At 54.9% G+C, this 22,372-nt stretch carries 22 protein-coding genes, 5 tRNA genes and 1 pseudogene; 21 read left to right on the top strand and 7 right to left on the bottom strand.

Annotated features, from left to right (window positions below):
* Positions 1-78: 78 nt before the first annotated feature.
* A complete protein-coding gene (gene norR, locus AAIG26_RS13090) occupies positions 79-1,593 on the top strand; it encodes a nitric oxide reductase transcriptional regulator NorR (RefSeq protein ID WP_160268935.1) in 1,515 nt (504 codons plus the stop codon).
* Positions 1,594-1,672: 79 nt separating this feature from the next.
* Here the strand turns inward: norR and gutQ are convergent, their stop codons facing one another.
* The 7 genes from gutQ to srlA all read right to left on the bottom strand — a co-directional run bounded on the left by gutQ (position 1,673) and on the right by srlA (position 6,570).
* Positions 1,673-2,638 (bottom strand): arabinose-5-phosphate isomerase GutQ, encoded by a 966-nt coding sequence (gene gutQ / locus AAIG26_RS13085; RefSeq protein ID WP_343180656.1) that lies wholly within the window; start codon positions 2,636-2,638, stop codon positions 1,673-1,675.
* Complete coding sequence (locus AAIG26_RS13080; protein ID WP_020454933.1) at positions 2,631-3,404, bottom strand: DNA-binding transcriptional repressor; 774 nt, start codon at positions 3,402-3,404, stop codon at positions 2,631-2,633. The genes gutQ and AAIG26_RS13080 overlap by 8 nt, the downstream gene beginning before the upstream one ends.
* Positions 3,405-3,474: 70 nt before the next feature.
* A complete protein-coding gene (gene gutM, locus AAIG26_RS13075) occupies positions 3,475-3,831 on the bottom strand; it encodes a transcriptional regulator GutM (RefSeq protein ID WP_020454932.1) in 357 nt (118 codons plus the stop codon).
* 46 nt (positions 3,832-3,877) lie between these two features.
* Complete coding sequence (gene srlD / locus AAIG26_RS13070) at positions 3,878-4,657, bottom strand: sorbitol-6-phosphate dehydrogenase (protein ID WP_017459304.1); 780 nt, start codon at positions 4,655-4,657, stop codon at positions 3,878-3,880.
* A gap of 17 nt (positions 4,658-4,674) precedes the next feature.
* Positions 4,675-5,037 carry a PTS glucitol/sorbitol transporter subunit IIA gene (gene srlB / locus AAIG26_RS13065; protein WP_343180655.1) on the bottom strand — a complete coding sequence of 121 codons (363 nt, stop codon included), beginning with the start codon at positions 5,035-5,037 and terminating at the stop codon, positions 4,675-4,677.
* Between the two features lie 10 nt (positions 5,038-5,047).
* Positions 5,048-6,013 (bottom strand): PTS glucitol/sorbitol transporter subunit IIB, encoded by a 966-nt coding sequence (locus AAIG26_RS13060; RefSeq protein WP_020454930.1) that lies wholly within the window; start codon positions 6,011-6,013, stop codon positions 5,048-5,050.
* A complete protein-coding gene (gene srlA / locus AAIG26_RS13055; protein ID WP_020454929.1) occupies positions 6,010-6,570 on the bottom strand; it encodes a PTS glucitol/sorbitol transporter subunit IIC in 561 nt (186 codons plus the stop codon). Before srlA ends, AAIG26_RS13060 begins: the two co-directional genes overlap by 4 nt.
* Before the next feature lie 273 nt (positions 6,571-6,843).
* Here srlA and mltB point away from each other — a divergent pair, with 273 nt between their 5' ends.
* The 20 genes and pseudogenes from mltB to AAIG26_RS12955 form a co-directional block, all read left to right on the top strand.
* On the top strand, positions 6,844-7,926 hold the full coding sequence (gene mltB / locus AAIG26_RS13050) for a lytic murein transglycosylase B (protein ID WP_343180654.1): 1,083 nt from the start codon (positions 6,844-6,846) through the stop codon (positions 7,924-7,926).
* A gap of 227 nt (positions 7,927-8,153) precedes the next feature.
* Positions 8,154-8,828 (top strand): ATP-binding cassette domain-containing protein, encoded by a 675-nt coding sequence (locus AAIG26_RS13045; RefSeq protein WP_343180653.1) that lies wholly within the window; start codon positions 8,154-8,156, stop codon positions 8,826-8,828.
* On the top strand, positions 8,825-9,688 hold the full coding sequence (locus AAIG26_RS13040) for a metal ABC transporter permease (protein ID WP_343180651.1): 864 nt from the start codon (positions 8,825-8,827) through the stop codon (positions 9,686-9,688). Before AAIG26_RS13045 ends, AAIG26_RS13040 begins: the two co-directional genes overlap by 4 nt.
* Before the next feature lie 12 nt (positions 9,689-9,700).
* Positions 9,701-10,579, top strand: coding sequence for a metal ABC transporter substrate-binding protein (locus AAIG26_RS13035; RefSeq protein ID WP_313626158.1), 879 nt, complete (start codon positions 9,701-9,703; stop codon positions 10,577-10,579).
* A gap of 136 nt (positions 10,580-10,715) precedes the next feature.
* The gene (gene pncC / locus AAIG26_RS13030; RefSeq protein WP_020454924.1) at positions 10,716-11,213 is read left to right on the top strand and encodes a nicotinamide-nucleotide amidase; all 498 of its coding nucleotides are present in this window, start codon (positions 10,716-10,718) and stop codon (positions 11,211-11,213) included.
* 89 nt (positions 11,214-11,302) lie between these two features.
* On the top strand, positions 11,303-12,367 hold the full coding sequence (gene recA, locus AAIG26_RS13025) for a recombinase RecA (RefSeq protein ID WP_020454923.1): 1,065 nt from the start codon (positions 11,303-11,305) through the stop codon (positions 12,365-12,367).
* Positions 12,368-12,435: 68 nt separating this feature from the next.
* Positions 12,436-12,936, top strand: coding sequence for a recombination regulator RecX (gene recX / locus AAIG26_RS13020; protein WP_343180649.1), 501 nt, complete (start codon positions 12,436-12,438; stop codon positions 12,934-12,936).
* Between the two features lie 129 nt (positions 12,937-13,065).
* Complete coding sequence (alaS, locus tag AAIG26_RS13015; protein WP_020454921.1) at positions 13,066-15,696, top strand: alanine--tRNA ligase; 2,631 nt, start codon at positions 13,066-13,068, stop codon at positions 15,694-15,696.
* A 238-nt stretch (positions 15,697-15,934) separates the two neighbouring features.
* Positions 15,935-16,120, top strand: a complete 186-nt coding sequence (gene csrA / locus AAIG26_RS13010; protein ID WP_007370562.1) for a carbon storage regulator CsrA — start codon at positions 15,935-15,937, stop codon at positions 16,118-16,120.
* A 338-nt stretch (positions 16,121-16,458) separates the two neighbouring features.
* Positions 16,459-16,551: transfer RNA gene (locus AAIG26_RS13005), tRNA-Ser, on the top strand.
* 4 nt (positions 16,552-16,555) lie between these two features.
* A tRNA-Arg gene (locus AAIG26_RS13000) sits at positions 16,556-16,632 on the top strand.
* A 63-nt stretch (positions 16,633-16,695) separates the two neighbouring features.
* Positions 16,696-16,772, top strand: a tRNA-Arg gene (locus AAIG26_RS12995).
* Between the two features lie 63 nt (positions 16,773-16,835).
* Positions 16,836-16,912: transfer RNA gene (locus AAIG26_RS12990), tRNA-Arg, on the top strand.
* A 172-nt stretch (positions 16,913-17,084) separates the two neighbouring features.
* Positions 17,085-17,161, top strand: a tRNA-Arg gene (locus AAIG26_RS12985).
* A gap of 264 nt (positions 17,162-17,425) precedes the next feature.
* On the top strand, positions 17,426-17,992 hold the full coding sequence (gene yqaB / locus AAIG26_RS12980) for a fructose-1-phosphate/6-phosphogluconate phosphatase (protein WP_020454919.1): 567 nt from the start codon (positions 17,426-17,428) through the stop codon (positions 17,990-17,992).
* Complete coding sequence (locus tag AAIG26_RS12975) at positions 17,989-18,417, top strand: YqaA family protein (RefSeq protein WP_017459318.1); 429 nt, start codon at positions 17,989-17,991, stop codon at positions 18,415-18,417. The genes yqaB and AAIG26_RS12975 overlap by 4 nt, the downstream gene beginning before the upstream one ends.
* An 80-nt stretch (positions 18,418-18,497) precedes the next feature.
* Complete coding sequence (gshA, locus tag AAIG26_RS12970; RefSeq protein ID WP_020454918.1) at positions 18,498-20,042, top strand: glutamate--cysteine ligase; 1,545 nt, start codon at positions 18,498-18,500, stop codon at positions 20,040-20,042.
* 152 nt (positions 20,043-20,194) lie between these two features.
* Positions 20,195-20,710: an S-ribosylhomocysteine lyase gene (gene luxS / locus AAIG26_RS12965; RefSeq protein WP_071925219.1), complete on the top strand. Its 516-nt coding sequence runs from the start codon at positions 20,195-20,197 to the stop codon at positions 20,708-20,710.
* Between the two features lie 277 nt (positions 20,711-20,987).
* Positions 20,988-21,359 carry a hypothetical protein gene (locus tag AAIG26_RS12960; RefSeq protein ID WP_343180648.1) on the top strand — a complete coding sequence of 124 codons (372 nt, stop codon included), beginning with the start codon at positions 20,988-20,990 and terminating at the stop codon, positions 21,357-21,359.
* Positions 21,356-22,372, top strand: a pseudogene (locus AAIG26_RS12955) (hypothetical protein); the annotation flags it as partial. The gene AAIG26_RS12960 and the pseudogene AAIG26_RS12955, both read left to right, overlap by 4 nt.

Raw genomic sequence — 22,372 nt, 5'->3', positions numbered from 1 at the left:
AAAATAAATTGTCATTATGACTATGAATAATACAGTCAATATGACACTATGCATTGTCAAAATGACAGTGAGGTAGGTATGAGTTTTTCGCTAAATGTCCTGGCGGGGATCGCCATAGAACTGCAAAGCGGCATCGGCCATGCGGATCGTTTCCAGCGGCTAATCACCACCCTGCGCCAGGTGCTGGAGTGCGACGCCTCGGCGCTGCTGCGCTACGACGCGCGGCAGTTTATTCCACTGGCCATCGACGGGCTGGCGCAGGATGTGCTCGGCAGGCGCTTTACGCTGGAAGGCCACCCACGGCTGGAGGCGATCGCTCGCGCGGGCGATGTTGTGCGTTTTCCCGCCGACAGCGATTTGCCCGATCCCTACGATGGGCTGATCCCCGGTCAGGAGAGCCTGAAAGTGCACGCCTGCGTTGGGCTGCCGCTGTTCGCCGGGCAAAACCTGATTGGCGCGCTGACGCTCGATGGCATGTCGCCGGATCAGTTCGATACCTTTAGCGATGAAGAGCTGCGGTTGATTGCTGCGCTGGCGGCAGGTGCGCTGAACAATGCGCTGCTGATAGAGCAACTGGAGAGCCAGAATATGCTGCCCGGCGCACCGGCGGCGTTCGAACAGGTGACGCGCAGCGAAATGATTGGTCTGTCGGCGGGCATGGAGCAGCTAAAAAAAGAGATCGATATCGTTGCCGCTTCCGATCTGAACGTGTTGATCAGCGGTGAAACCGGCACCGGCAAAGAGCTGGTGGCGAAAGCGATTCATGAAGGTTCGCCGCGCGCCATCAATCCGCTGGTCTATCTCAATTGTGCCGCGCTGCCGGAAAGCGTGGCGGAGAGCGAGCTGTTCGGCCATGTCAAAGGTGCCTTTACCGGCGCTATCAGCAACCGCAGTGGCAAGTTCGAGATGGCGGATAACGGCACGCTGTTTCTCGATGAGATTGGCGAGCTGTCACTGTCGTTGCAGGCGAAGCTGCTGCGCGTCCTGCAATATGGCGATATTCAGCGTGTCGGTGATGACCGCAGCCTGCGTGTCAACGTGCGCGTGTTGGCCGCCACCAACCGCGACCTGCGCGAAGAGGTGCTGGCCGGGCGTTTTCGCGCCGATCTCTACCATCGGTTGAGTGTGTTTCCGCTTTCTGTGCCGCCGCTGCGTGAGCGCGGGGAAGATGTTGTTTTACTGGCGGGCTACTTCTGCGAGCAGTGCCGTTTGCGGCTGGGGCTGGGGAGAGTGGCACTAAGCCCCGGCGCGCGGGCGCATTTGCTGAGTTATGGCTGGCCAGGTAACGTGCGCGAACTGGAGCACGCCATCCACCGCGCGGTGGTGCTGGCGCGCGGTACGCGTAACCGTGATGACGTGGTGCTGGAAGCGCGCCATTTTGCGCTTAGCGATGAACCGACGGCCCCTTCCGCTGCGGTGACGCCGCTGCCCGTGGAGCAAAATCTGCGCGATGCGACGGAGGATTTTCAGCGCGCATTTATTACCCGCACGCTGGAAGAGCAGGGCGGTAACTGGGCGGCCTGCGCGCGCTGTCTGGAGATGGATGTCGCCAACCTGCACCGGCTGGCGAAACGCCTGGGGCTGAAGCGTTAAAAGATGACTGCCTGCCAGCGATGGTGCCGCGTGGCGTCGCCAGCCTGCACCGGCTGGCGAAACGTCTGAGGCTGAAGTATTAAAGAATGCCGGCCTGGTAGAAGTCTTGCAGGTTGATGGCGCCGACCAGTAAACCGGCGTCATCCACCACCGGGGCGGCGGCAATTTTGCGCTGCATTAAGCGCTCTTTGGCGTCCACGGCGCGGCTGCCTGCCTCCAGCGTGATGCCGCCGGGTGTCATCGCGTTATCGACCTGCGCGGTTAGCGCCCCGCCTGAGACCAGCCAGCGACGAAGATCGCCATCGGTAAATACCCCTTTTACATGGCGCTGGTTGTCGCAGACCGCTACCAGACCCAAACCGGTGCGGCTCAGTTCCAGCATCGCGTCCATCACGCTGGTGGTAAGTTGCACCTGCGGGATTTGCTCCTCTTTGCGCATCAGATGGTGCACTTTATTGAGCAACCGCGCGCCAAGTGCGCCTGCCGGGTGAGAGCGGGCAAAATCCTCTTCATCAAACCCGCGCGCCTGCATCACCGCCATCGCCAGCGCATCGCCCATCATCAGTGTGTTCACCGTGCTGGAGGTGGGAGCCAGGTGCATCGGGCAGGCTTCGCGCTCCACCGAAATATCCAGCACCGCCCGCGCGGCGAGCGCCAGTGGGGAGCGTGGTTTGCCAGTCATCGCCAGCAGCGCGACGGATTTCTCTTCAAGGCGCGGCAGGATCAGATCCAGCTCTTTTGCCGAACCGGAGTAGGAGATAAACAGCATCACGTCGCGGCTTTCAATCATGCCGAGATCGCCATGCAGCGCTTCCGCCGGATGGACGAAAAACGCTGGTGTGCCGGTGCTGGCAAGCGTCGCGGCAATCTTTTTGCCAATATGACCGGATTTACCGATGCCGGAGACGATGATTTTCCCCTCGCAATTCAGCACGGTTTCAGCGGCGCGGACAAACGCCTCGTCAAGACGATCCGGCAGGCGGCTGGCTTCCTGAAGCTCCAGCAGCAGGGTTTGCCGTCCGGCGTTAATTAATGACTCACTCATGTTTTTCTCCGGCAATGATCACTTCGACACCTTTGGCTTCCAGCGCGGCGCGCACGTCAGCGGCGATCCCGGAATCGGTGATCAGTTTATCCACGCTTTCCAGGCTACAAACCACGTTCGGGCTTTTACGGCCAAATTTGGAGGAGTCCGCCATCAGGATCACTTCCCGCGCGGCGTTGCACATCGCTTTACTGACGGTGAACACCTCGTTAAAGGTGGTGACCCCCGCCTCTAAATCGATGCCATCGGTGCCCATAAACAGCTTGTCGAAGCTGAAATGCTCAAAGGCGTTTTCCGCCAGTTGGCCGTGAAACGAGGCCGATTTCTTACGGAAAGTGCCGCCCGGCATCAGGATCGTTTGCTCGTTATCCAGCTCAGAAAGGGCGTTAACGATATGCAAACTGTTGGTCATTACCGTGATGTTATTGAAGTGGCTGAGCAGCGGCACCATTTGCAGCACGGTACTGCCCGCATCAAGGATGATCGAATCGCCGTCGTGGATGTAGGTCACTGCCGTTTCGGCAATCAGCCCTTTTTGCACGGTATTGATAAGCGTCTTGTGATCAATCGGGGGATCGGCTTCATCTTTGTTGAGCACCACACCGCCATAAGTGCGGATCACCGCGCCGGAATGCTCCAGCGCGACGAGATCTTTACGTATGGTTGTCCCTGTGGTGTCAAAGTAAGCTGACAGCTCTTCAACAGAACACTTTCCCTGCTTTTGCAGATGCTCAAGAATAGCCGCCTGACGCTGACGTGGTTTCATAGGCGCTGATATCCTGCGTTACGTTGCGAAATGATAATTTCGCAAGCTATTAGCGTTCACAACGAAATTATCAATGTTTCATTTTAAGCGCTAATGATAGTGCATTCTGACAGCTCGGATCATGGGGAAAGATCACATCAGGCTCTAATTCCTCTCTTTTAATCCCTTTCAGATAGTCAATTTTTGTGGGGCGGGCAAAAACGGTGAGACCGCGCATAAGCAAGGTGTCCGTTACGCGGTCTTGCTGATCAAAGGCCACGGCCAGCACCACGCGCGGTTTGAAACGCCCGCCGGAGCGCCCGACGCCGACGCGCCCGCGCTGGCACAGCGTATCAAACGCTTTATTAAACTGGCGGATTTGCCAGCCGCCCAGCGCCATCTGGCAGAGCCAGGCAATGGCGGCGACGGTGATCAGGGCTGAAACCATAGCACTCTCCTTTTAAATCAGGCCCCCGCGCGGAGGGCCACGCAGATCAGAACATTACCTGGCCGCCGGTGACATTAATCGACTGGCCAGTGCAGTAAGAGGCTTTAGGGCTGGCATAAAACATCAGCACGTTCAGCACATCCTGGTAGTCGCAGCCGCGCTTGAGCGGCACTTTGTCGATGTAATATTGCTCCACTTCATCCGCCGCAATGCCCAGTTTGCTGGCATATTGCGGGATAAGTGACTGGAACATCGGCGATTTCAGCAGGTTACCCAGCATCAACGAATGCACGGTAATGCCGTACTCCGCCAGATCCAGCGCCAGTGATTGGGTCAGCCCCACGCCGCCGAACTTCGCTGCGCTGTAGCCGGAGTTGTGTTTGCTGCCCACTTTGCCGGATTTGGAGTTGATCTGGATGATGCGCCCCTGAATGCCGTCGCGAATCATCAACTTCGCGAACTCGCGTGCGCAGAGGAAATAGCCCACCAGGTTCACCTGCAAGGAACGGTCGAAATCACCGAGCGCAAAGTCGCTGATAAACGCCGCTTTGGCAATGCCTGCGCTGTAGACCAGCAAATCCGCGCGGCCAAAAATCTCATCCACGCCGCGCGCCAGTGCCAGCACGCTGTGCTCGCTGGTGGCGTCCGCGCCAAAGCCGTAGGCCATCCCTTCGCCAAACTCGCTGTTGATCTCCTGGGCGACATTTGCCGCTTTATCACTTTGAATATCCACTACCGCCACGCGGTAACCTTCTGCGGCAAGCCCACGGCTAAGGAACGCCCCAAGGGTTTGTCCTCCACCAATGACAACGGCAACCTGTTTCATACTCTTCTCCTTACGACTTAAGCGACAAATTTCAAAATGCAGCCGGGGGCGATACCGTCCGGCACCGGGCCTGCGACGTGTACCGTTCCGGGGTATTCGGCCTGCGTTTGCCCATCGAAACGCAGGGTGATATGACCCAGTTCACGCAGATTCTGCTCGGCGACATCACCGACGGCGGTGACCGGGTAGCGACGATCGCCAAGTTCAAACTGTGCGCCGGGTAACAGCGCGCCCGAAAGCGCACCGTGGTTATGGATAAAACAGAACTCGGCGACATCCGCAGGCGCGCCTTCGCGGAAGGTGATCAGCATGTTGTCGCTCAGCGCTTCCGGGGCGCTCTCACCGATATGGGTAATGGTGGTTTGATAAATCACACTCATAAAACACCCCTTATTGATAAATGAAACCGGAGACAAACCAGGCGACCAGCACCGTTGGCGCACCGGTTAAAAAACGGCTGACCAGTACGGAGGGGACACCGACGCGCACGGTATCCTGACGCGCTTCCGCCAGCGACAAGCCCACCGGGATGAAGTCGCACGCCGCCTGGGCGTTGATGGCGAACAGCGCGGGCAGGGCGAGATGCGGCGGGATATTGCCGAGGCCGATCTGTACGCCAATCAGCACGCCAATGACCTGGGCAATCACCGCGCCTGGACCGAGGAAGGGCGACAGCAACGGGAAGGAGCAGATAAGCGCCAGCGTCACCAGCCCGAGTGGATGGCTGGCAAGCGGCGCGAGGCCGTGGGCAATCCAGTCGCCAAGCCCGGAGGCCATGATGATGCCGATGAGCGCCGAGACGAAGGCCATAAACGGCAGAATAGTTTTCAGCACTGTGTCGATGGTGTCGCGCCCGGCCTGAAACAGCACCGCGACCGCCGAACCCATGCCCATGCCGACTTTTGCCAGCAGGCCATCGCTCTGCTCGGTGATTTTTTTGCTGGTGTCGTAATCCTTCGCGACCGGGCGTTTTGGTGCGGCGGTTGGCGCGTCACCGTGCAGATGGATATTGTCCTCTTTCACTCCGGAAACATAGATATCTTCCAGGATGTACTGCGCCAGCGGGCCGGATTTCCCTGTCGCGTGGATATTCACCGTCGGGATGCGGCGTTTCGGATAGATACCACAGCGCAGCGTACCGCCGCAGTCGATCACCGCGACGCCAATCTCCTCTGCTGGCGGCTCGCCCTCTTTAAAGCCGTCAACCGCCTGCCAGCCGGTGAGTTGCGCCAGTTTATCGACGATCGCCGGGCGGGTGCCCGCGGTGATATAGACGATTTTTTTCTCAGTGCTGGCGTCGATTTCCAGCGGGCCGCCCCAGCCGCCGGTGCCTTTTTCAATCACTATGCGCGTCATGATGTTGCTCCAGCGAGTTGGACTTTTTGTTCAAGTTGAATGCCCATTTTCTTCTCGAAAATGGAAGTAGTGAGGTCGGTAACCCAGCCGCGGAAGAAGTTGGTCACCAGGCCGACCAGCAGGTAGCTCACCGCCAGCGGGCCGAGCGGCAAGCCCAGCGTTGTCAGACCGTTGGCGATCCCCAGATAGACAAACAGCTCGCCGGGGTTGATATGCGGAAACAGGCCATTCATTGAGTGGCAACTGTAGGACGCGGCAGCGTAATAACTGGGTTTGTACTTTTCTGGCATAAAGCGCCCGAGGCTTAGTGTCATGGGGTTGCAGAAGACAAACGTGCCGATGCAGGGCAGCAGCAAATAGCGGGCAAGGGGATTGCCCGCGCAGCGCTGGGCAAATTTTTCGATCCGGTGTTGGCCAATAAAGTTAATCAGTGCGTTCATGATAACCAGCAGGCTTATCAGCAGGGGCAAAATACCGGTCACCATGCCGGTGAACACTTCGCCGCCTTTCTGAAACAGCCCGATGAACCATTCGGCACTATGCGTAATGGTTTCCATTGTTCTCTCCTGTAGGGTTGTCGTTTTGTTGTTTAACCGTGCACTATCATAATCATTATGAAAGGTTGAAATGTGTTATTTAGATCTCGTTATGAAAGAAAAAATGATCATTGTGAAAGTTTTTTGCGAGAGTGAGCGGAATTAAATGAACGCGTAATGGAAGGTGAAAAAGTGAAGTGAGATCGCGTGCGCAGGCGTTACGGCGCTTCCTTGTCGGTAGCCAGATGCTTTACCATACTTGCTCCTGGCTGATTCGTTTAAAATGGAAGTCCCATGTTGAAGCGTTGTTACGCAGCATTACTGCCTGCGTTTGTTGTGCTCTGTGCCTGTAGCAGTAAACCCCCGCTTGCTGAAACCCCGCAAACCGCGTCGCCCGCGCCTTCCGGCGGTTTTCTGCTTGAGCCGCAGCACAATATTCTGATGACCGGCGGTGACTTTGCCAATAACCCGGCGGCGGAGCAGTTCATCAATATGATGGTCAGCAAGCACGGTTTTGACCGCCAGCAACTGCATGAAATTCTCTCGCAGGCCAAACGCCTGGACTACGTGTTGCGCCTGATGGATAAGCAAGCGCCGACGACAGCGGGACCCACCGGGCCGAACGGCGCCTGGCTGCGCTATCGCAAGCAGTTCATCACCCCGGACAACGTGCAAAATGGCGTGGCGTTCTGGAATCAGTATGAAGACGCGCTTAACCGCGCGTGGATGGTTTACGGTGTGCCGCCGGAAATTATCGTTGGCATCATCGGCGTGGAAACCCGCTGGGGCCGCGTGATGGGCAAAACGCGTATTCTCGACGGGTTAGCGACGCTGGCCTTCGCTTACCCGCGCCGCGCGGAGTATTTCGCCAGTGAACTCGAAACTTTCCTGCTGATGGCGCGCGATGAAAGTGATGATCCGCTCGAACTGAAAGGTTCTTTCGCTGGCGCAATGGGCTATGGACAGTTTATGCCCTCTTCGTACAAGCAGTACGCCGTCGATTTCAACGGCGACGGGCATATCAACCTGTGGGATCCGGTGGATGCCATTGGCAGCGTGGCGAACTACTTCAAACAGCACGGCTGGGTGAAGGGCGATATCGTGGCGGTTCCGGCCAACGGCCAGGCACCGGGGCTGGAAAATGGCTTTAAAACCAATTACAGCGTCGGGCAACTGGCGGCGGCGGGTTTAACGCCGCAACAACCGCTGGGCGCGCACCAACAGGCGAGCCTGCTGCGCCTTGATGTGGGCACCGGCTATGAGTACTGGTACGGTCTGCCGAACTTCTTCACCATTACCCGCTATAACCACAGTACGCATTACGCGATGGCGGTCTGGCAGCTCGGCCAGGCGGTTTCACTGGCGCGCGTTCGCTGATCCCTCTCCCCTCCTGCGGGAGGGGAATCTGAAACATTTCGATGCACTCCCGTTACGCATAGCGATTTACTTAATTATTCATACTGATTATTGTTACGTTATAACATATGAGGTGTGTAAATGATTCCCGTAACGCTGTTTTCCCTTTCCGGCACGATCCGTTTCGTGCTGGCAGCCGCACTATTAGCGGTGCTTTGGCTCCTGACTGGCTGGGCGGTTGCGCTGCCATGATTGAACTTGACCACCTGGTCGCAGGCTACGATCGCCTCGCGATCACGCCGGCGCTGTGCGGCACGTTGGCGCGCAGCAGTATGACGGCGATTGTTGGCGCGAACGGCTGCGGTAAATCGACCCTGTTAAAAACGCTGGCCGGATTTTTACCGCCGGTGAGCGGCGTTCTGCGCTGGCAACCGGCGCGGCCCGTCATCGGCTGGCTGGCGCAGCGCCACGCGCTGGAATCTCAATTTCCGCTCACCGTGCAGGACGTGGTGAGTATGGGCTGCTGGCCGCGCGTTTCGTTGTTTCGCGGGTTGAACCGCGATGCCCGTAGCCGCATCGCTCAGGGGCTGGAGCGCGTTGGGCTGACAGCAATGGCGCGCGAAACGATTGATACGCTCTCCGGCGGGCAGTTTCAGCGCATGTTGTTTGCCCGCGTCTGGGTGCAGAACGCGCCGCTGGTGATGCTCGACGAGCCGTTCACCGGTATTGATGAAGCCACATCGCAACTGTTGATGGAGCAGATTGTGGACATGCATCGCGGCGGGCAAACCATTATTGCCGTGCTGCACGATAGCGAGCGCGTGTCTCGCTATTTCCCGCAAACGTTACGCCTCGACGAACGCGTGGCACAGTGGGGCGCGACAGCGCATTTCGCGACAAAAGATGAGGCGTGCAGCGCATGATCTGGCATCTCTTTTTCCAGCCGTTTATCGAGTTTGGCTTTATGCGCCGCGCACTGGTGGTGTGTCTGGCGCTCTCCATCAGTACCACGGCGCTGGGCGTTTTTTTGCTGCTGCGGCGCATGAGCCTGATGGGCGATGCGCTGTCGCACGCCATTCTGCCTGGCGTGGCGGTGGGTTATTTGCTGAGCGGCATGTCGCTGCTGGCGATGAGTATCGGCGGTTTTATCGCCGGGATCGTGGTTGCGCTGGTTGCCGGGTGGGTAAGCCGCCGCACGCCGCTGAAAGAGGATGCCAGTTTTGCCGGTTTCTACCTCGGTTCGCTGGCGCTCGGCGTCACGCTGGTTTCGCTGCGCGGCTCCAGTGTCGATCTGCTGCATCTGCTGTTTGGCTCGATTCTGGCGGTCGATCGCGACTCGGCGCAGTTTGTCGCGGGTGTGGCCAGCCTGACGCTGATGATGTTGGCGTTTTGCTATCGCGGCATGGTCAGTGAAGCGTTCGACAGCGCGTTTTTGCAGGTTAACTCGCCGCGCGCGCCGGGCCTGCTGCACGGGCTGTTTCTGGCGTTACTGGTGCTTAACCTGGTGGCCGGGTTTCAGGTGCTCGGCACATTAATGGCCGTAGGCGTGATGATGCTCCCCGCCGTGGCGGCGCGCTGCTGGGCGCGGACATTACCGGGATTATTATGGCTTGCGGCCAGCATTGGCGCGCTGTGCGCGTGGCTTGGGTTAAGCCTGTCGTGGATGGCGGGATTACCCGCCGGACCGGCGATTGTGCTGACCGCCAGTATTGTCTTCTTTTTTTCCATTTTATTCGGCACGCGCAGTGGGCTGGCTCGCAGCCTGCGCGCACTTTTAACGTAGCAAGGGGAAATGATGAAACGGACAGGGCTTATTCTGGCGCTGGCGCTCGGCCTGGTGGCGCAGGGCGCAATGGCAAAAACAGTAAATGTGGTCGCCAGCTTCTCGATTCTGGGCGATATCACCCGGCAAGTCGGCGGCGATCACGTCAAGGTGACGACGCTGGTGGGGCCGGATGGTGATCCGCATACCTTTGAACCATCGGCGAAAGACAGCGCACTGCTTAACAGCGCCGACGTGGTGGTGGTGAACGGCCTGGGACTGGAAGGCTGGTTAGATCGTCTGGTGAAAGCCTCTGGCTTTAAAGGTCAGCTTGTCGTCGCATCAACCGGCGTTGCAACGCATACGCTGGAAGAAGATGGCGCAACGGTGACCGATCCCCACGCCTGGAACAGTGCGGCGAATGGTGCGCTGTATGCGAAAAATATTCTTGCCGCGCTGGTAAAAGCCGATCCGGCTGACGAAGCCGCGTTGAATGCCTCCGGCCAGCGTTATATCGACCAGTTAACTAAGCTGGATAGCTGGGCGAAAGAGCGCTTCAGCGCGGTGCCGCAGGCGAAACGCAAAGTGCTGACCAGCCACGACGCGTTTGGTTACTTTGCTCGCGCTTACAGCGTTGATTTCATGGCACCGCAAGGCATCTCTTCTGAAAGTGAAGCCAGCGCCGCGCAGGTCGCTTCGCTGATCAAACAGATCAAAGCCGATGGTGTGAAAGTATGGTTTATGGAAAACCAGTTGGATCCACGGCTGGTGAAACAGATCGCCAGCGCAACCGGCGCGCAACCGGGTGGCGAGCTTTATCCGGAAGCGTTAAGCGCCAAAGGCGGGGTGGCAGATACCTATCAGAAAGCCTTTCGTCATAACGTCGACACTATCTATAACAGCATGAAGTAACAGGCAATAAGCCATGCAGGCCGGCGCTCGCTGGCCTTTTTTCGGAAGCCTCCTCGTAAATTCGCCATCCCGTCTCCATCTTTTCACGGAAAGTGGTATCTTTTCCGCCACAGTTTTTAGACGCACGGGAGCCATCATGACGGACAATGAATTAATGCAGCTCAGCGAACGCATCGGGCTGGCGCTCAGGGCGCGCGGCGCGACGCTGACAACGGCAGAGTCCTGTACCGGCGGTTGGGTGGCGAAGGTGATCACCGATATCGCTGGCAGTTCCGCCTGGTTTGAACGCGGGTTTGTTACCTACAGTAATGAAGCGAAAGCCCAAATGATTGGCGTACAGCCCGCCACGCTGGATGCGCACGGCGCGGTCAGCGAGCCGGTGGTGGTCGAGATGGCAATTGGCGCGCTAAAGGCAGCGCGTGCCGATTATGCGATTTCCATTAGCGGCATCGCCGGGCCGGATGGCGGCAGCGACGAGAAGCCGGTTGGCACGGTTTGGTTTGGCATTGCCAGCGTCAGCGGGGAAGGGATCACGCGCCGTGAATGCTTCTCCGGCGATCGTGAAGCGGTGCGCAGACAGGCCACCGCCTATGCCCTGCAAACCCTTTGGCAACATTTTCTACAAAATGCTTGATACTGTATGACTATACAGTATAATTGCGACAACAGAACAGTAATTCACCGCGGAGCGTAACGCGCTTCACTCTGCATGAAGGAGTAATCATGGCTATCGACGAAAACAAACAAAAGGCGCTTGCAGCCGCACTGGGTCAGATCGAAAAGCAATTCGGTAAAGGCTCCATCATGCGTCTGGGTGAAGACCGTTCCATGGATGTGGAAACCATCTCTACCGGTTCGCTCTCGCTGGATATCGCGCTGGGCGCTGGCGGTTTGCCGATGGGGCGTATCGTCGAAATTTACGGGCCTGAATCTTCAGGTAAAACGACGCTGACCTTGCAGGTCATTGCCGCAGCACAGCGCGAAGGTAAAACCTGTGCGTTTATCGATGCTGAACACGCGCTGGATCCGGTTTACGCTCGCAAACTGGGCGTTGATATCGACAATCTGCTCTGCTCTCAGCCGGATACCGGTGAGCAGGCGCTGGAAATCTGTGACGCGCTGGCGCGCTCCGGTGCGGTTGACGTGCTGGTGGTCGACTCCGTTGCAGCGTTGACGCCGAAAGCGGAAATTGAAGGCGAAATCGGTGACTCTCACATGGGCCTTGCGGCACGTATGATGAGCCAGGCGATGCGTAAACTGGCTGGTAACCTGAAACAGTCCAATACGCTGCTGATCTTCATCAACCAGATCCGTATGAAAATTGGCGTAATGTTCGGTAACCCGGAAACCACCACCGGCGGTAACGCGCTGAAATTCTACGCCTCTGTGCGTCTGGACATTCGCCGTATCGGTGCGGTGAAAGAGGGGGATAACGTGGTCGGCAGCGAAACCCGCGTTAAAGTGGTGAAAAACAAAATCGCTGCGCCGTTTAAGCAGGCTGAATTCCAGATCCTCTATGGCGAAGGCATCAACTTCTACGGCGAGCTGGTCGATCTTGGCGTGAAAGAGAAGCTGATTGAGAAAGCCGGCGCCTGGTATAGCTACAACGGCGACAAAATTGGTCAGGGTAAAGCGAATGCAACAACCTGGCTGAAAGAAAACCCGGCGGCAGCAAAAGAGATCGAGAAAAAGCTGCGCGAAATTCTGCTCAGCAATCAGAGTTCTTCCGCTGAATTCACTGCCGATGGCAATGACGAAGACGTTGAAGAAACCAACGAAGATTTCTGATAATTTGAATGGTAATCAAGGGCTGCTGATGCAGCCCTTTTGCTTTTCTACGAACACAGGATCAAGCCATGCCCGAAAACCCTTCCCGACGCTCCGCCGTTGCCCGCCTGCGTGACCGGGCGATGCGGATTCTGGCGATGCGCGATCACAGCGAAAAAGAGTTTCGCCGCAAATTAACCGCGCCAGTAATGAGTAAAAACGGCCTGGAAGAACTGGATATCACGCCGGAAGAGGTCGAAGAGGTCGTGGCATGGTGTCTGGAGCATAACTTTCTTGATGATATGCGCTTTGTGAGCCAGTTTATCGCCAGTCGTGCGCGCAAAGGGTATGGTCCGGCGCGCATTCGGCAGGAGTTAAATCAAAAAGGAATTTCGCGAGAAGACAGCGAAAGCGCGCTACGCGAATGCGATATCGACTGGGTGGAGAGTGCCCGGGCGCAGGCGCAGCGCAAATATGGTGAACCGCTACCGACTGAATATGCGGCGAAAGTAAAAGTGCAGCGTTTTTTGCTCTATCGCGGCTTTATGCAGGAAGATATTCAGGAAATATGGCGAAATTTTGCCGACTGAGCGCATACGGGATTTTACTTCGCAGTAAAGAAAACTTATCTTATTCCCACTTTTTCCAGTAGCTGGCGCGTTTTCCATGTATGGCAACGGCCGGTTACCACATTTCGTTAGCTTGATTTCAGGATAATTATGAGCAAGAGCACCGCTGAGATCCGTCAGGCGTTTCTCGATTTTTTCCATAGTAAGGGACATCAGGTAGTTGCCAGCAGCTCCCTGGTACCGAATAACGACCCGACTCTGCTGTTTACTAACGCCGGGATGAACCAGTTCAAGGATGTATTCCTTGGGCTCGACAAACGTAATTATTCCCGCGCTACCACAGCACAGCGTTGCGTTCGTGCTGGTGGTAAACACAACGACCTGGAAAACGTCGGTTACACCGCACGCCATCACACATTCTTTGAAATGCTGGGCAACTTTAGCTTCGGCGACTACTTCAAACATGATGCTATTCAGTACGCATGGGAACTGCTGACCGGTGAGAACTGGTTCAACCTGCCGAAAGAGCGTCTGTGGGTGACGGTATACGAAACGGACGACGAAGCGTACGAAATCTGGGAAAAAGAAGTGGGCGTGCCGCGCGAGCGCATTATCCGCATCGGCGATAACAAAGGCGCCGCTTACGCCTCTGACAACTTCTGGCAGATGGGCGATACCGGTCCATGCGGCCCGTGCACCGAGATTTTCTACGATCACGGCGACCACATTTGGGGTGGCCCTCCGGGCAGCCCGGAAGAAGACGGCGACCGCTATATCGAAATCTGGAACATCGTCTTTATGCAGTTCAACCGCCAGGCCGATGGCACTATGGAACCGCTGCCGAAGCCGTCCGTGGATACCGGTATGGGCCTGGAGCGTGTTGCCGCGGTGCTGCAACATGTGAATTCCAACTACGAAATCGACCTGTTCACCAGGCTGATTCAGGCGGTGGCAAATGTGACCGGCGCGACAGATTTGAGCAACAAGTCGCTGCGTGTTATTGCCGACCACATTCGTTCTTGTGCCTTCCTGATCGCCGATGGCGTCATTCCGTCGAACGAAAACCGTGGCTATGTGCTGCGTCGTATCATTCGTCGTGCGATTCGTCATGGCAACATGCTGGGCGCGAAGGACACCTTCTTCTATAAACTGGTAGGCCCGTTGATTGAGGTGATGGGTTCCGCCGGTGAAGATCTGCAACGCCAGCAGGCGCAGGTTGAGCAGGTTCTTAAAACCGAAGAAGAACAATTTGCGCGTACGCTGGAGCGTGGCCTGGCGCTGCTGGACGAAGAGCTGGCAAAACTGAAAGGTGACACGCTGGACGGCGAGACCGCTTTCCGCTTGTACGATACGTATGGCTTCCCGGTGGATTTAACCGCCGATGTCTGCCGTGAACGTAATCTGAAAGTTGACGAAGCAGGTTTTGAAGCCGCGATGGAAGAGCAACGCCGCCGCGCGCGCGAATCCAGCGGTTTCGGCGCAGATTACAACGCGATGATCCGCGTTGATGGCGCGTCAGAATTTAAAGGCTATGACCATCTGGAACTGAACGGCAAAGTGACTGCGCTGTTTGTCGATGGTAAGCCGGTTAATGCGATTGCCGCAGGTCAGGAAGCGGTTGTTGTTCTTGATGAAACGCCGTTCTACGCCGAGTCTGGCGGCCAGGTGGGCGATAAAGGCGAACTGAAAGGTAATGGCTTTGCCTTTGCCGTACAGGATACGCAGAAGTACGGCCAGGCGATTGGTCATCTCGGCAAGTTGAGTAGCGGTTCGCTGAAAGTGGGCGACGGTGTGAAAGCGGAAGTCGATGAAGCGCGCCGTGCGCGTATTCGTCTGAACCACTCTGCCACACACCTGATGCATGCCGCGCTGCGCGATGTGCTCGGTACGCACGTTGCGCAGAAAGGCTCTCTGGTCAATGACAAAGCGTTGCGCTTTGACTTCTCACATTTTGAAGCCATGAAGCCATCGGAAATCCGTGCGGTAGAAGATCTGGTGAATGCGCAAATTCGCCGTAACCTGCCAATCGAAACCAACATCATGGATCTGGAAACGGCAAAAGCGAATGGCGCAATGGCGTTGTTTGGTGAGAAATACGAAGACCGCGTGCGCGTGCTGCGCATGGGTGATTTCTCGACTGAACTCTGCGGCGGCACACATGCTTCCCGCACCGGTGATATTGGTCTGTTCCGCATTGTGTCTGAATCCGGCACAGCGGCAGGCGTGCGTCGTATCGAGGCCGTTACCGGTGAAGGCGCGATTGCCAGCCTGCATGCGCAGAGTGACCAACTGCATGATGTTGCGCAGTTGCTGAAGGGCGACAGCCAGAACCTTGGCGATAAAGTGCGTACCGTTATCGAACGTACTCGCCAGCTGGAAAAAGAGTTGCAGCAGCTTAAAGAGCAGGCGGCAGCGCAGGAGAGCGCTAACCTGTCCGGTAAAGCTATCGATCTTAACGGCGTAAAACTGCTGGTTAGCGAACTGGCTGGCGTCGAGCCGAAGATGCTGCGTACCATGGTGGACGATCTGAAAAACCAACTGGGTGCTTCAGTGATTGTGCTTGCCACCGTGGCGGAAGGAAAAGTTTCCCTGATTGCGGGTGTGTCGAAGGATGTGACCGACCGTGTGAAAGCAGGGGAATTGATTGGTATGGTTGCCCAGCAGGTCGGGGGTAAAGGTGGCGGACGTCCGGATATGGCGCAAGCCGGCGGTACAGACGCAGCCGCACTGCCTGCCGCTCTCGCCAGTGTAAAAGACTGGGTAAGCGCTAAACTGTCATAATTACAAAGCGAAAGCAGACGCCATAACCTTGCGGTTATGGCGTTGTTGCCACTACGCTATTGATAACGATAAAGTCAGGTTGAAGTCTTGTATATCGGCTAAACTTAGGTTTAACAGAATGTAATGCCGTGACTGCTTACACTTAGGTGTTTGTCATCGCTTACTTTTTGGCGTTATATGATGGATAATGCCGGGATACAGAGAGACCCGACTCTTTTAATCTTTCAAGGAGCAAAGAATGCTGATTCTGACTCGTCGAGTTGGTGAAACCCTCATGATTGGGGATGAGGTCACTGTGACTGTATTAGGGGTTAAGGGTAACCAGGTTCGTATCGGCGTTAACGCCCCTAAAGAAGTTTCCGTTCACCGTGAAGAGATCTACCAGCGTATCCAGGCTGAAAAGTCACAGCAGTCGAACTACTGATGCCATTATCGCGTCTCGCTGTTTTCCGGCGAGACGCAACTCCTCCTCTGATTTTCCCCTCAATACGTTTCCTTTTTATTTCATACTCGTTGTTTTTCCCTGTTACCCGCCTGTTGAGATGGAATGTCTTTGCCATTTTTCTACAGCGAAACGGCAGAATTTCTGCTGATAAAACATCCTTTTTGGCCTTTTTGCAGGCTAATTGCCTGCGAAGTGTGCAAACGATTCAGGGGCTGGAAAAAGTGTTTGACTTATAAGTCCCAGAAAGTAATATGTGCGCCACGCAGCGACGATGAGCCCTTAACAAGTTCTTCGAAGCACTCGAAAGAGGCGCGTGTGGTGAGGTGGCCGAGAGGCTGAAGGCGCTCCCCTGCTAAGGGAGTATGCGGTCAAAAGCTGCATCCGGGGTTCGAATCCCCGCCTCACCGCCATTTTGCATCCGTAGCTCAGCTGGATAGAGTACTCGGCTACGAACCGAGCGGTCGGAGGTTCGAATCCTCCCGGATGCACCATTCTTGCTCAGTGTGGCGAGGTAACGCAGCACTGAATCAGCGTTGTAAAGTAAGTTTCCCGATGCATCCGTAGCTCAGCTGGATAGAGTACTCGGCTACGAACCGAGCGGTCGGAGGTTCGAATCCTCCCGGATGCACCATTCTTGCTCAGTACGCCGATGTTATGCAGATATGAATCTGTGTTGTAAATAGCATTTCCCGATGCATCCGTAGCTCAGCTGGATAGAGTACTCGGCTACGAACCGAGCGGTCGGAGGTTCGAATCCTCCCGGATGCACCATCTTCTTGATACACAAACCTGTTTATTCTTTCAGTCTGGCGAAATTACTGCCGGAATCAGAAAGAATTGCGCTGTTTCAGAAACGGTCTGAAGTCGAGGCAACGCCGGGTCATTTTTCCGGATTTGTTTGGTCATGAAGGTCTGAATCTGTAGCGTAAAAACATTTCCCGATGCATCCGTAGCTCAGCTGGATAGAGTACTCGGCTACGAACCGAGCGGTCGGAGGTTCGAATCCTCCCGGATGCACCATCTTCTGTAATACCCCGTCGATTTATTCTCTCAGGTTTAGAGCATCTTTTGCTGATACCAGCAAGAATAACGCTGTTCTGGCAATACCCTGCAAGCTAAGCAACGCCATTCTCCAGACTGCATCACTTCAGTAAATCACAAAACTTTGTCTCACCGTTATCCCGCCAAAATCATGCGTAACACTATGCTTCTCACTCGCTGGCAGCGACAAAAATCACTGTTTACGTTAAAGTAACTGTTTGTTATCCGCTTTGTGAGAACATGATGTACGAACGTTACGCTGGTCTGATTTTCGATATGGATGGCACTATTCTTGATACAGAGCCAACTCACCGTAAAGCCTGGCATGAAGTGCTCGGGCGTTATGGGATGCGTTTTGACGAACAGGCAATGATTGGGCTTAACGGCGCTCCAACCTGGCGTATCGCGCAATCCATTATTGAAGCCAACCAGGGTGATCTCGATCCGCATCTGTTGGCTCAGGAAAAAACGGCGATGGTAAAAGCGATGTTGCTGGACTCTGTTCGCCCATTACCGCTTATCGAGGTCGTGAAAGCGTGGCATGGTCGCCGTCCGATGTCTGTAGGAACGGGCAGCGAAAGCGCGATTGCGGAGGCGCTACTGGCACATCTTGGGCTGCGGGGTTACTTTGACGCCGTTATCGCAGCCGATCATGTTAAACATCACAAACCCGCGCCCGATACTTTTCTGCTTTGTGCACAAAGCATGGGGGTGGAACCGACGCAATGCATCGTTTTCGAAGATGCGGATTTCGGGCTTCAGGCGGCGCGTGCAGCCGGTATGGACGTCGTGGACGTTCGCTTATTGTGAGTGACACACTGTCGCTGTTGTCACTGTTTTCCAGCAGTTTTCTCAGCGCCACGCTGTTGCCTGGCAATTCTGAGGTTGTGCTGGTTGCCATGCTCATTTCTCACGTTAGCCAGCCCTGGCTTCTTGTTGTAATAGCAACAATGGGTAATAGCCTTGGAGGGCTGACTAACGTTATTCTTGGGCGTTTCTTCCCGCAGCGTAAAACATCGCGCTGGCAGGAAAAAGCGACTGACTGGCTTAAACGATACGGCGCGGCAGCGCTGTTGTTAAGCTGGGTGCCTGTTATCGGCGACTTGCTGTGCCTGCTGGCAGGATGGATGCGCTTGTCGTGGGGGCCAGTAGTAATTTTTTTATGCCTTGGCAAAGCGTTGCGCTATCTGGCGATTGCCTTTGTAACGCTGCAGGGTATGACGTGGTGGCACTAATTGGACTGAGTGAGTGACCTTTAATCGTCAACCATTACAATTATGCTTAATAAAATGATTATGACAGGCGGGAGGTCAATTTGATCCCGGACGTATCACAGGCGCTGTCCTGGCTGGAAAAACATCCTCAAGCTCTGAAGGGGATACAACGCGGGCTTGAGCGTGAAACGCTGCGCGTAAATGCGGATGGCTCTCTGGCAACTACGGGTCATGCGGCTGCGCTTGGCTCAGCACTGACCCATAAATGGATCACCACCGATTTTGCTGAAGCACTGCTGGAATTTATCACTCCGGTAGATGGCGATATCGATCATATGCTGACTATCATGCGCGACATTCATCGCTACACTGCGCGCCAGATTGGCGATGAACGCATGTGGCCGTTGAGCATGCCGTGTTATATCAAAGATGGTCAGGATATTGAGCTGGCGCAGTACGGCACGTCCAATATTGGTCGCCTGAAAACGCTCTACCGCGAAGGGCTGAAAAATCGCTATGGCGCGCTCATGCAAACCATTTCCGGCGTACATTACAATTTCTCGCTGCCAATGGCTTTCTGGGAAGCGAAAAGTGGCAGTACGGATAAAGAATCGGTATCGGAAGGGTATTTCCGCCTCATCCGCAATTACTATCGGTTCGGCTGGGTGATCCCGTATCTGTTTGGCGCTTCGCCAGCAATTTGCTCGTCGTTCCTGCAAGGGAAACCGACAACGCTGCCGTTTGAGAAAACGTCTAACGGTATGTACTACTTGCCGTATGCGACCTCATTACGCCTGAGCGACCTCGGGTACACCAATAAATCGCAAAGTAATCTTGGTATTACCTTCAATAACCTGCACGACTATGTGGTGGCGTTGAAGCGCGCAATTAAAACGCCTTCTGAGGAATACGCCAAAATTGGTCTGAAAAAAGATGGCAAATACTTACAGATCAACACCAATATTCTGCAGATTGAAAACGAGCTGTATGCGCCCATTCGCCCGAAACGTGTGACCCGAAGTGGCGAAACACCATCGGATGCGTTGCTGCGCGGCGGCATTGAGTACATCGAAGTTCGTTCTCTGGATATCAATCCATTCACCGCCATTGGCGTTGATGAGCAGCAGGTGCGCTTCCTCGATCTGTTTATGGTCTGGTGCGCGCTGGCTGATGCGCCGGAAATGAGCAGCGATGAATTACTGTGCACCCGTACTAACTGGAATCGCGTGATTCTTGAGGGGCGTAAACCCGGTCTGACGCTCGGAATGGGCTGCGAAACCGCACAGTTCCCGCTCGCTCAGGTCGGTAAGGATCTGTTTAGCGATCTGAAACGAGTAGCGCAGACGCTGGATGGCGTGTACGGTGGCGAAGAGTACGAAAAAGTGTGCGACCAGTTGGTTGCCAGCTTCGACGATCCAGAATTGACATTCTCTGCGCGCATTCTGCGCTCGATGATTGATAATGGTATCGGCGGCACGGGGAAAGCCCTGGGCGATCAGTACCGTTCGCAGCTGCGTGAAGAGCCACTGGAAATTTTGCTTGAGGAAGATTTTATCGCCGAGTGCAAAGCGTCGCTGGTGCGTCAGGCAGAGGTTGAAGCCGGAGATTCGGAGTCATTCGAGGCGTTACTCGCGCGCCACGCTTGATGCAAAAGAAAAAGGCCACATCTCTGTGGCCAAAATTTCATCTCTGAAGATCAGGGATGATGATAACAAATGCGCGTCTTTCATATACTCAGACTCGCACGGGAAAAAAGAGTTCATTTTATTTTTAAAAAATCACTGTCGGAGGTGACTAAATGCCATTATTGGATAGCTTCACTGTCGATCATACCCGTATGGAAGCGCCAGCAGTCCGTGTTGCCAAGACTATGGACACGCCGCACGGCGACACCATTACCGTATTCGACCTGCGTTTCTGCGTACCGAACAAAGAAGTAATGCCGGAAAAAGGTATCCATACGCTGGAGCATCTGTTCGCCGGTTTTATGCGTAACCACCTCAACGGCAACGGCGTTGAGATCATCGACATCTCTCCGATGGGTTGCCGCACCGGTTTTTACATGAGCCTGATCGGTACGCCGGACGAGCAGCGCGTCGCCGATGCCTGGAAAGCGGCGATGGCAGATGTCCTGAAAGTAAAAGATCAAAGTCAGATCCCGGAACTGAATATCTATCAGTGCGGGACATACCAGATGCACTCTCTGGAAGAAGCGCAAGAAATCGCGCGTCACATTCTCGATCGCGATGTTCGCGTTAACAGCAACGAAGAACTCGCCCTGCCGAAAGAAAAATTGCAGGAACTGCATATCTAGTTTCCCATGCCGCCTTTCTGCCCGGAAGGCGGCATTATTATTTTCACTCAAACGCCTTTCAATATTATTTATTCATTAAAAATATTATTTATCTATATATATAAAGATAAATGATGCCTGAATAATATCCTTTGTGGGTATGGGTCTTCTTATTGTTATTTAAATGCTGCCGTGATAGTTTTCATCCTCGTTGTTATTTGGCCGATATTCCATGTTTAATTTATCTATTAACTGAATGAATTTCAGTGAAAGAATATGTCTGAGTGATGAGGATATTATGCGACGCTCACAACTTTACCTTTTATGTGTCTCCCTTTTGTTACCTTTTGCATTAACGGGATGTGTTAAATCAACAGTGCCTTCGGTGGTGAAAGACTCCCCGCAGAAGCAGCAGGCGCAGCAGTGCTACGAATGGCTTACCGCATTAAAAGGTTTGGATAAATCGGCGTTTCAAACCTACACCCAGCAATTTAAGACGATTAATAATAGCTACGAAGTCTATAAGAGAAATCAGCCAATAATTGATAAGAACGCCGCTGAAATAATGAAAACGGAAATTGATAACAAGGTAGAAGTTGTTTGTTCTCGCGTGCGCAGCGCGGTATTCGCGAATATGTCCAGCCGAGCAAATACGCTGAAACAGTTATGATAAAACTACGCCACTCCTCTGCTGTACTGTTATCGGTTTTCTCTCTTTCCGTCTATGCTGAGCCCGATTTATTACTCGAACGCCTGAACAAAGAACATATCATATCGGCCGAACCGAACTCACCGTTTACGGTGGATCGGGGCACCGCAGGGGAGGTTGTTGTCCCGTCACCTCTGGCCCCTGTGAAACTGCCAGCGCCAACATCCGATTTGAGTGAACAACACATCAAGCAGCTTAAGGACCAGCTTGCCGCGCTACAGCATGAAATCAAAACGCTACGGAAAAAGCAGGCCGCCGCGATCGTAAAACCCGGGGAGGCGTCTGGTGAAGGTGATAATCAGCGCCAGCAGTTACAGGCACTTAGCCAACAATTGGCGCAGGCAAATAAATCCGGTGACGCATTAAACAGCCAGCTTGATGCCGCCATGAAAAAGATGAGTATGCAGGCATCCCGTATTGAGAAGCTGGAGGAGGCGCTAAAACAAAGTAGTGAAGAGAAAGCGCAAGCGAAACAGCAGTTAAATACGGTTCAGGCAACGCCGCGTCCCCAGGACGCCGAACAACTCCAGTCGATGAGCAACGATAACAAAGTGCTACAGCAGCAGCTGGCGGAGGCGAAAGAGCAGGCCGCGGCATCTGAGGAGAAACGCCAGCTGGCGATGGCGAAAACGGCGGAGCTGGAAAAACAGCTCGCTGAGGCGAATAAAACGCGCGAAACGGCAGATGCGCAGCTGGCTGACGTGACAAAGCAAACTACCGGGCAGAGTGCGCAGCTCGCCGAGCTGGAAGCGAAGCTGAAGCAGAGCAGTGAAGAGAATGCGCTGGCGCAGCAACAGCTGGCGGAGGCGAAAGAGCAGAGCGCGGCATCTGAGGAGAAACGCCAGCTGGCCATGGCGAAAACGGCAGAGCTGGAAAAACAGCTCGCTGAGGCGAATAAAACGCGCGAAGCAGCAGATGCGCAACTGGCTGAGGCGACAAAGCAAACTAGCGGGCAGAGCGCACAGCTCGCCGAG

It is taken from the genome of Kosakonia sp. PSU_27, from assembly GCF_039409795.1.
Classification (GTDB): Bacteria; Pseudomonadota; Gammaproteobacteria; order Enterobacterales; family Enterobacteriaceae; genus Kosakonia.
Note: the sequence above shows the minus strand (reverse complement) of the source record. Positions and strands in the feature narration are given on the sequence as shown.

Coding starts and splice junctions, on each gene's coding strand:
- norR (WP_160268935.1), top strand. CDS start 79: ATGAGTTTTTCGCTAAATGTCCTGGCGGGGATCGCCATAGAACTGCAA.
- gutQ (WP_343180656.1), bottom strand. CDS start 2,638: ATGAGTGAGTCATTAATTAACGCCGGACGGCAAACCCTGCTGCTGGAG.
- AAIG26_RS13080 (WP_020454933.1), bottom strand. CDS start 3,404: ATGAAACCACGTCAGCGTCAGGCGGCTATTCTTGAGCATCTGCAAAAG.
- gutM (WP_020454932.1), bottom strand. CDS start 3,831: ATGGTTTCAGCCCTGATCACCGTCGCCGCCATTGCCTGGCTCTGCCAG.
- srlD (WP_017459304.1), bottom strand. CDS start 4,657: ATGAAACAGGTTGCCGTTGTCATTGGTGGAGGACAAACCCTTGGGGCG.
- srlB (WP_343180655.1), bottom strand. CDS start 5,037: ATGAGTGTGATTTATCAAACCACCATTACCCATATCGGTGAGAGCGCC.
- AAIG26_RS13060 (WP_020454930.1), bottom strand. CDS start 6,013: ATGACGCGCATAGTGATTGAAAAAGGCACCGGCGGCTGGGGCGGCCCG.
- srlA (WP_020454929.1), bottom strand. CDS start 6,570: ATGGAAACCATTACGCATAGTGCCGAATGGTTCATCGGGCTGTTTCAG.
- mltB (WP_343180654.1), top strand. CDS start 6,844: ATGTTGAAGCGTTGTTACGCAGCATTACTGCCTGCGTTTGTTGTGCTC.
- AAIG26_RS13045 (WP_343180653.1), top strand. CDS start 8,154: ATGATTGAACTTGACCACCTGGTCGCAGGCTACGATCGCCTCGCGATC.
- AAIG26_RS13040 (WP_343180651.1), top strand. CDS start 8,825: ATGATCTGGCATCTCTTTTTCCAGCCGTTTATCGAGTTTGGCTTTATG.
- AAIG26_RS13035 (WP_313626158.1), top strand. CDS start 9,701: ATGAAACGGACAGGGCTTATTCTGGCGCTGGCGCTCGGCCTGGTGGCG.
- pncC (WP_020454924.1), top strand. CDS start 10,716: ATGACGGACAATGAATTAATGCAGCTCAGCGAACGCATCGGGCTGGCG.
- recA (WP_020454923.1), top strand. CDS start 11,303: ATGGCTATCGACGAAAACAAACAAAAGGCGCTTGCAGCCGCACTGGGT.
- recX (WP_343180649.1), top strand. CDS start 12,436: ATGCCCGAAAACCCTTCCCGACGCTCCGCCGTTGCCCGCCTGCGTGAC.
- alaS (WP_020454921.1), top strand. CDS start 13,066: ATGAGCAAGAGCACCGCTGAGATCCGTCAGGCGTTTCTCGATTTTTTC.
- csrA (WP_007370562.1), top strand. CDS start 15,935: ATGCTGATTCTGACTCGTCGAGTTGGTGAAACCCTCATGATTGGGGAT.
- yqaB (WP_020454919.1), top strand. CDS start 17,426: ATGTACGAACGTTACGCTGGTCTGATTTTCGATATGGATGGCACTATT.
- luxS (WP_071925219.1), top strand. CDS start 20,195: ATGCCATTATTGGATAGCTTCACTGTCGATCATACCCGTATGGAAGCG.
- AAIG26_RS12960 (WP_343180648.1), top strand. CDS start 20,988: ATGCGACGCTCACAACTTTACCTTTTATGTGTCTCCCTTTTGTTACCT.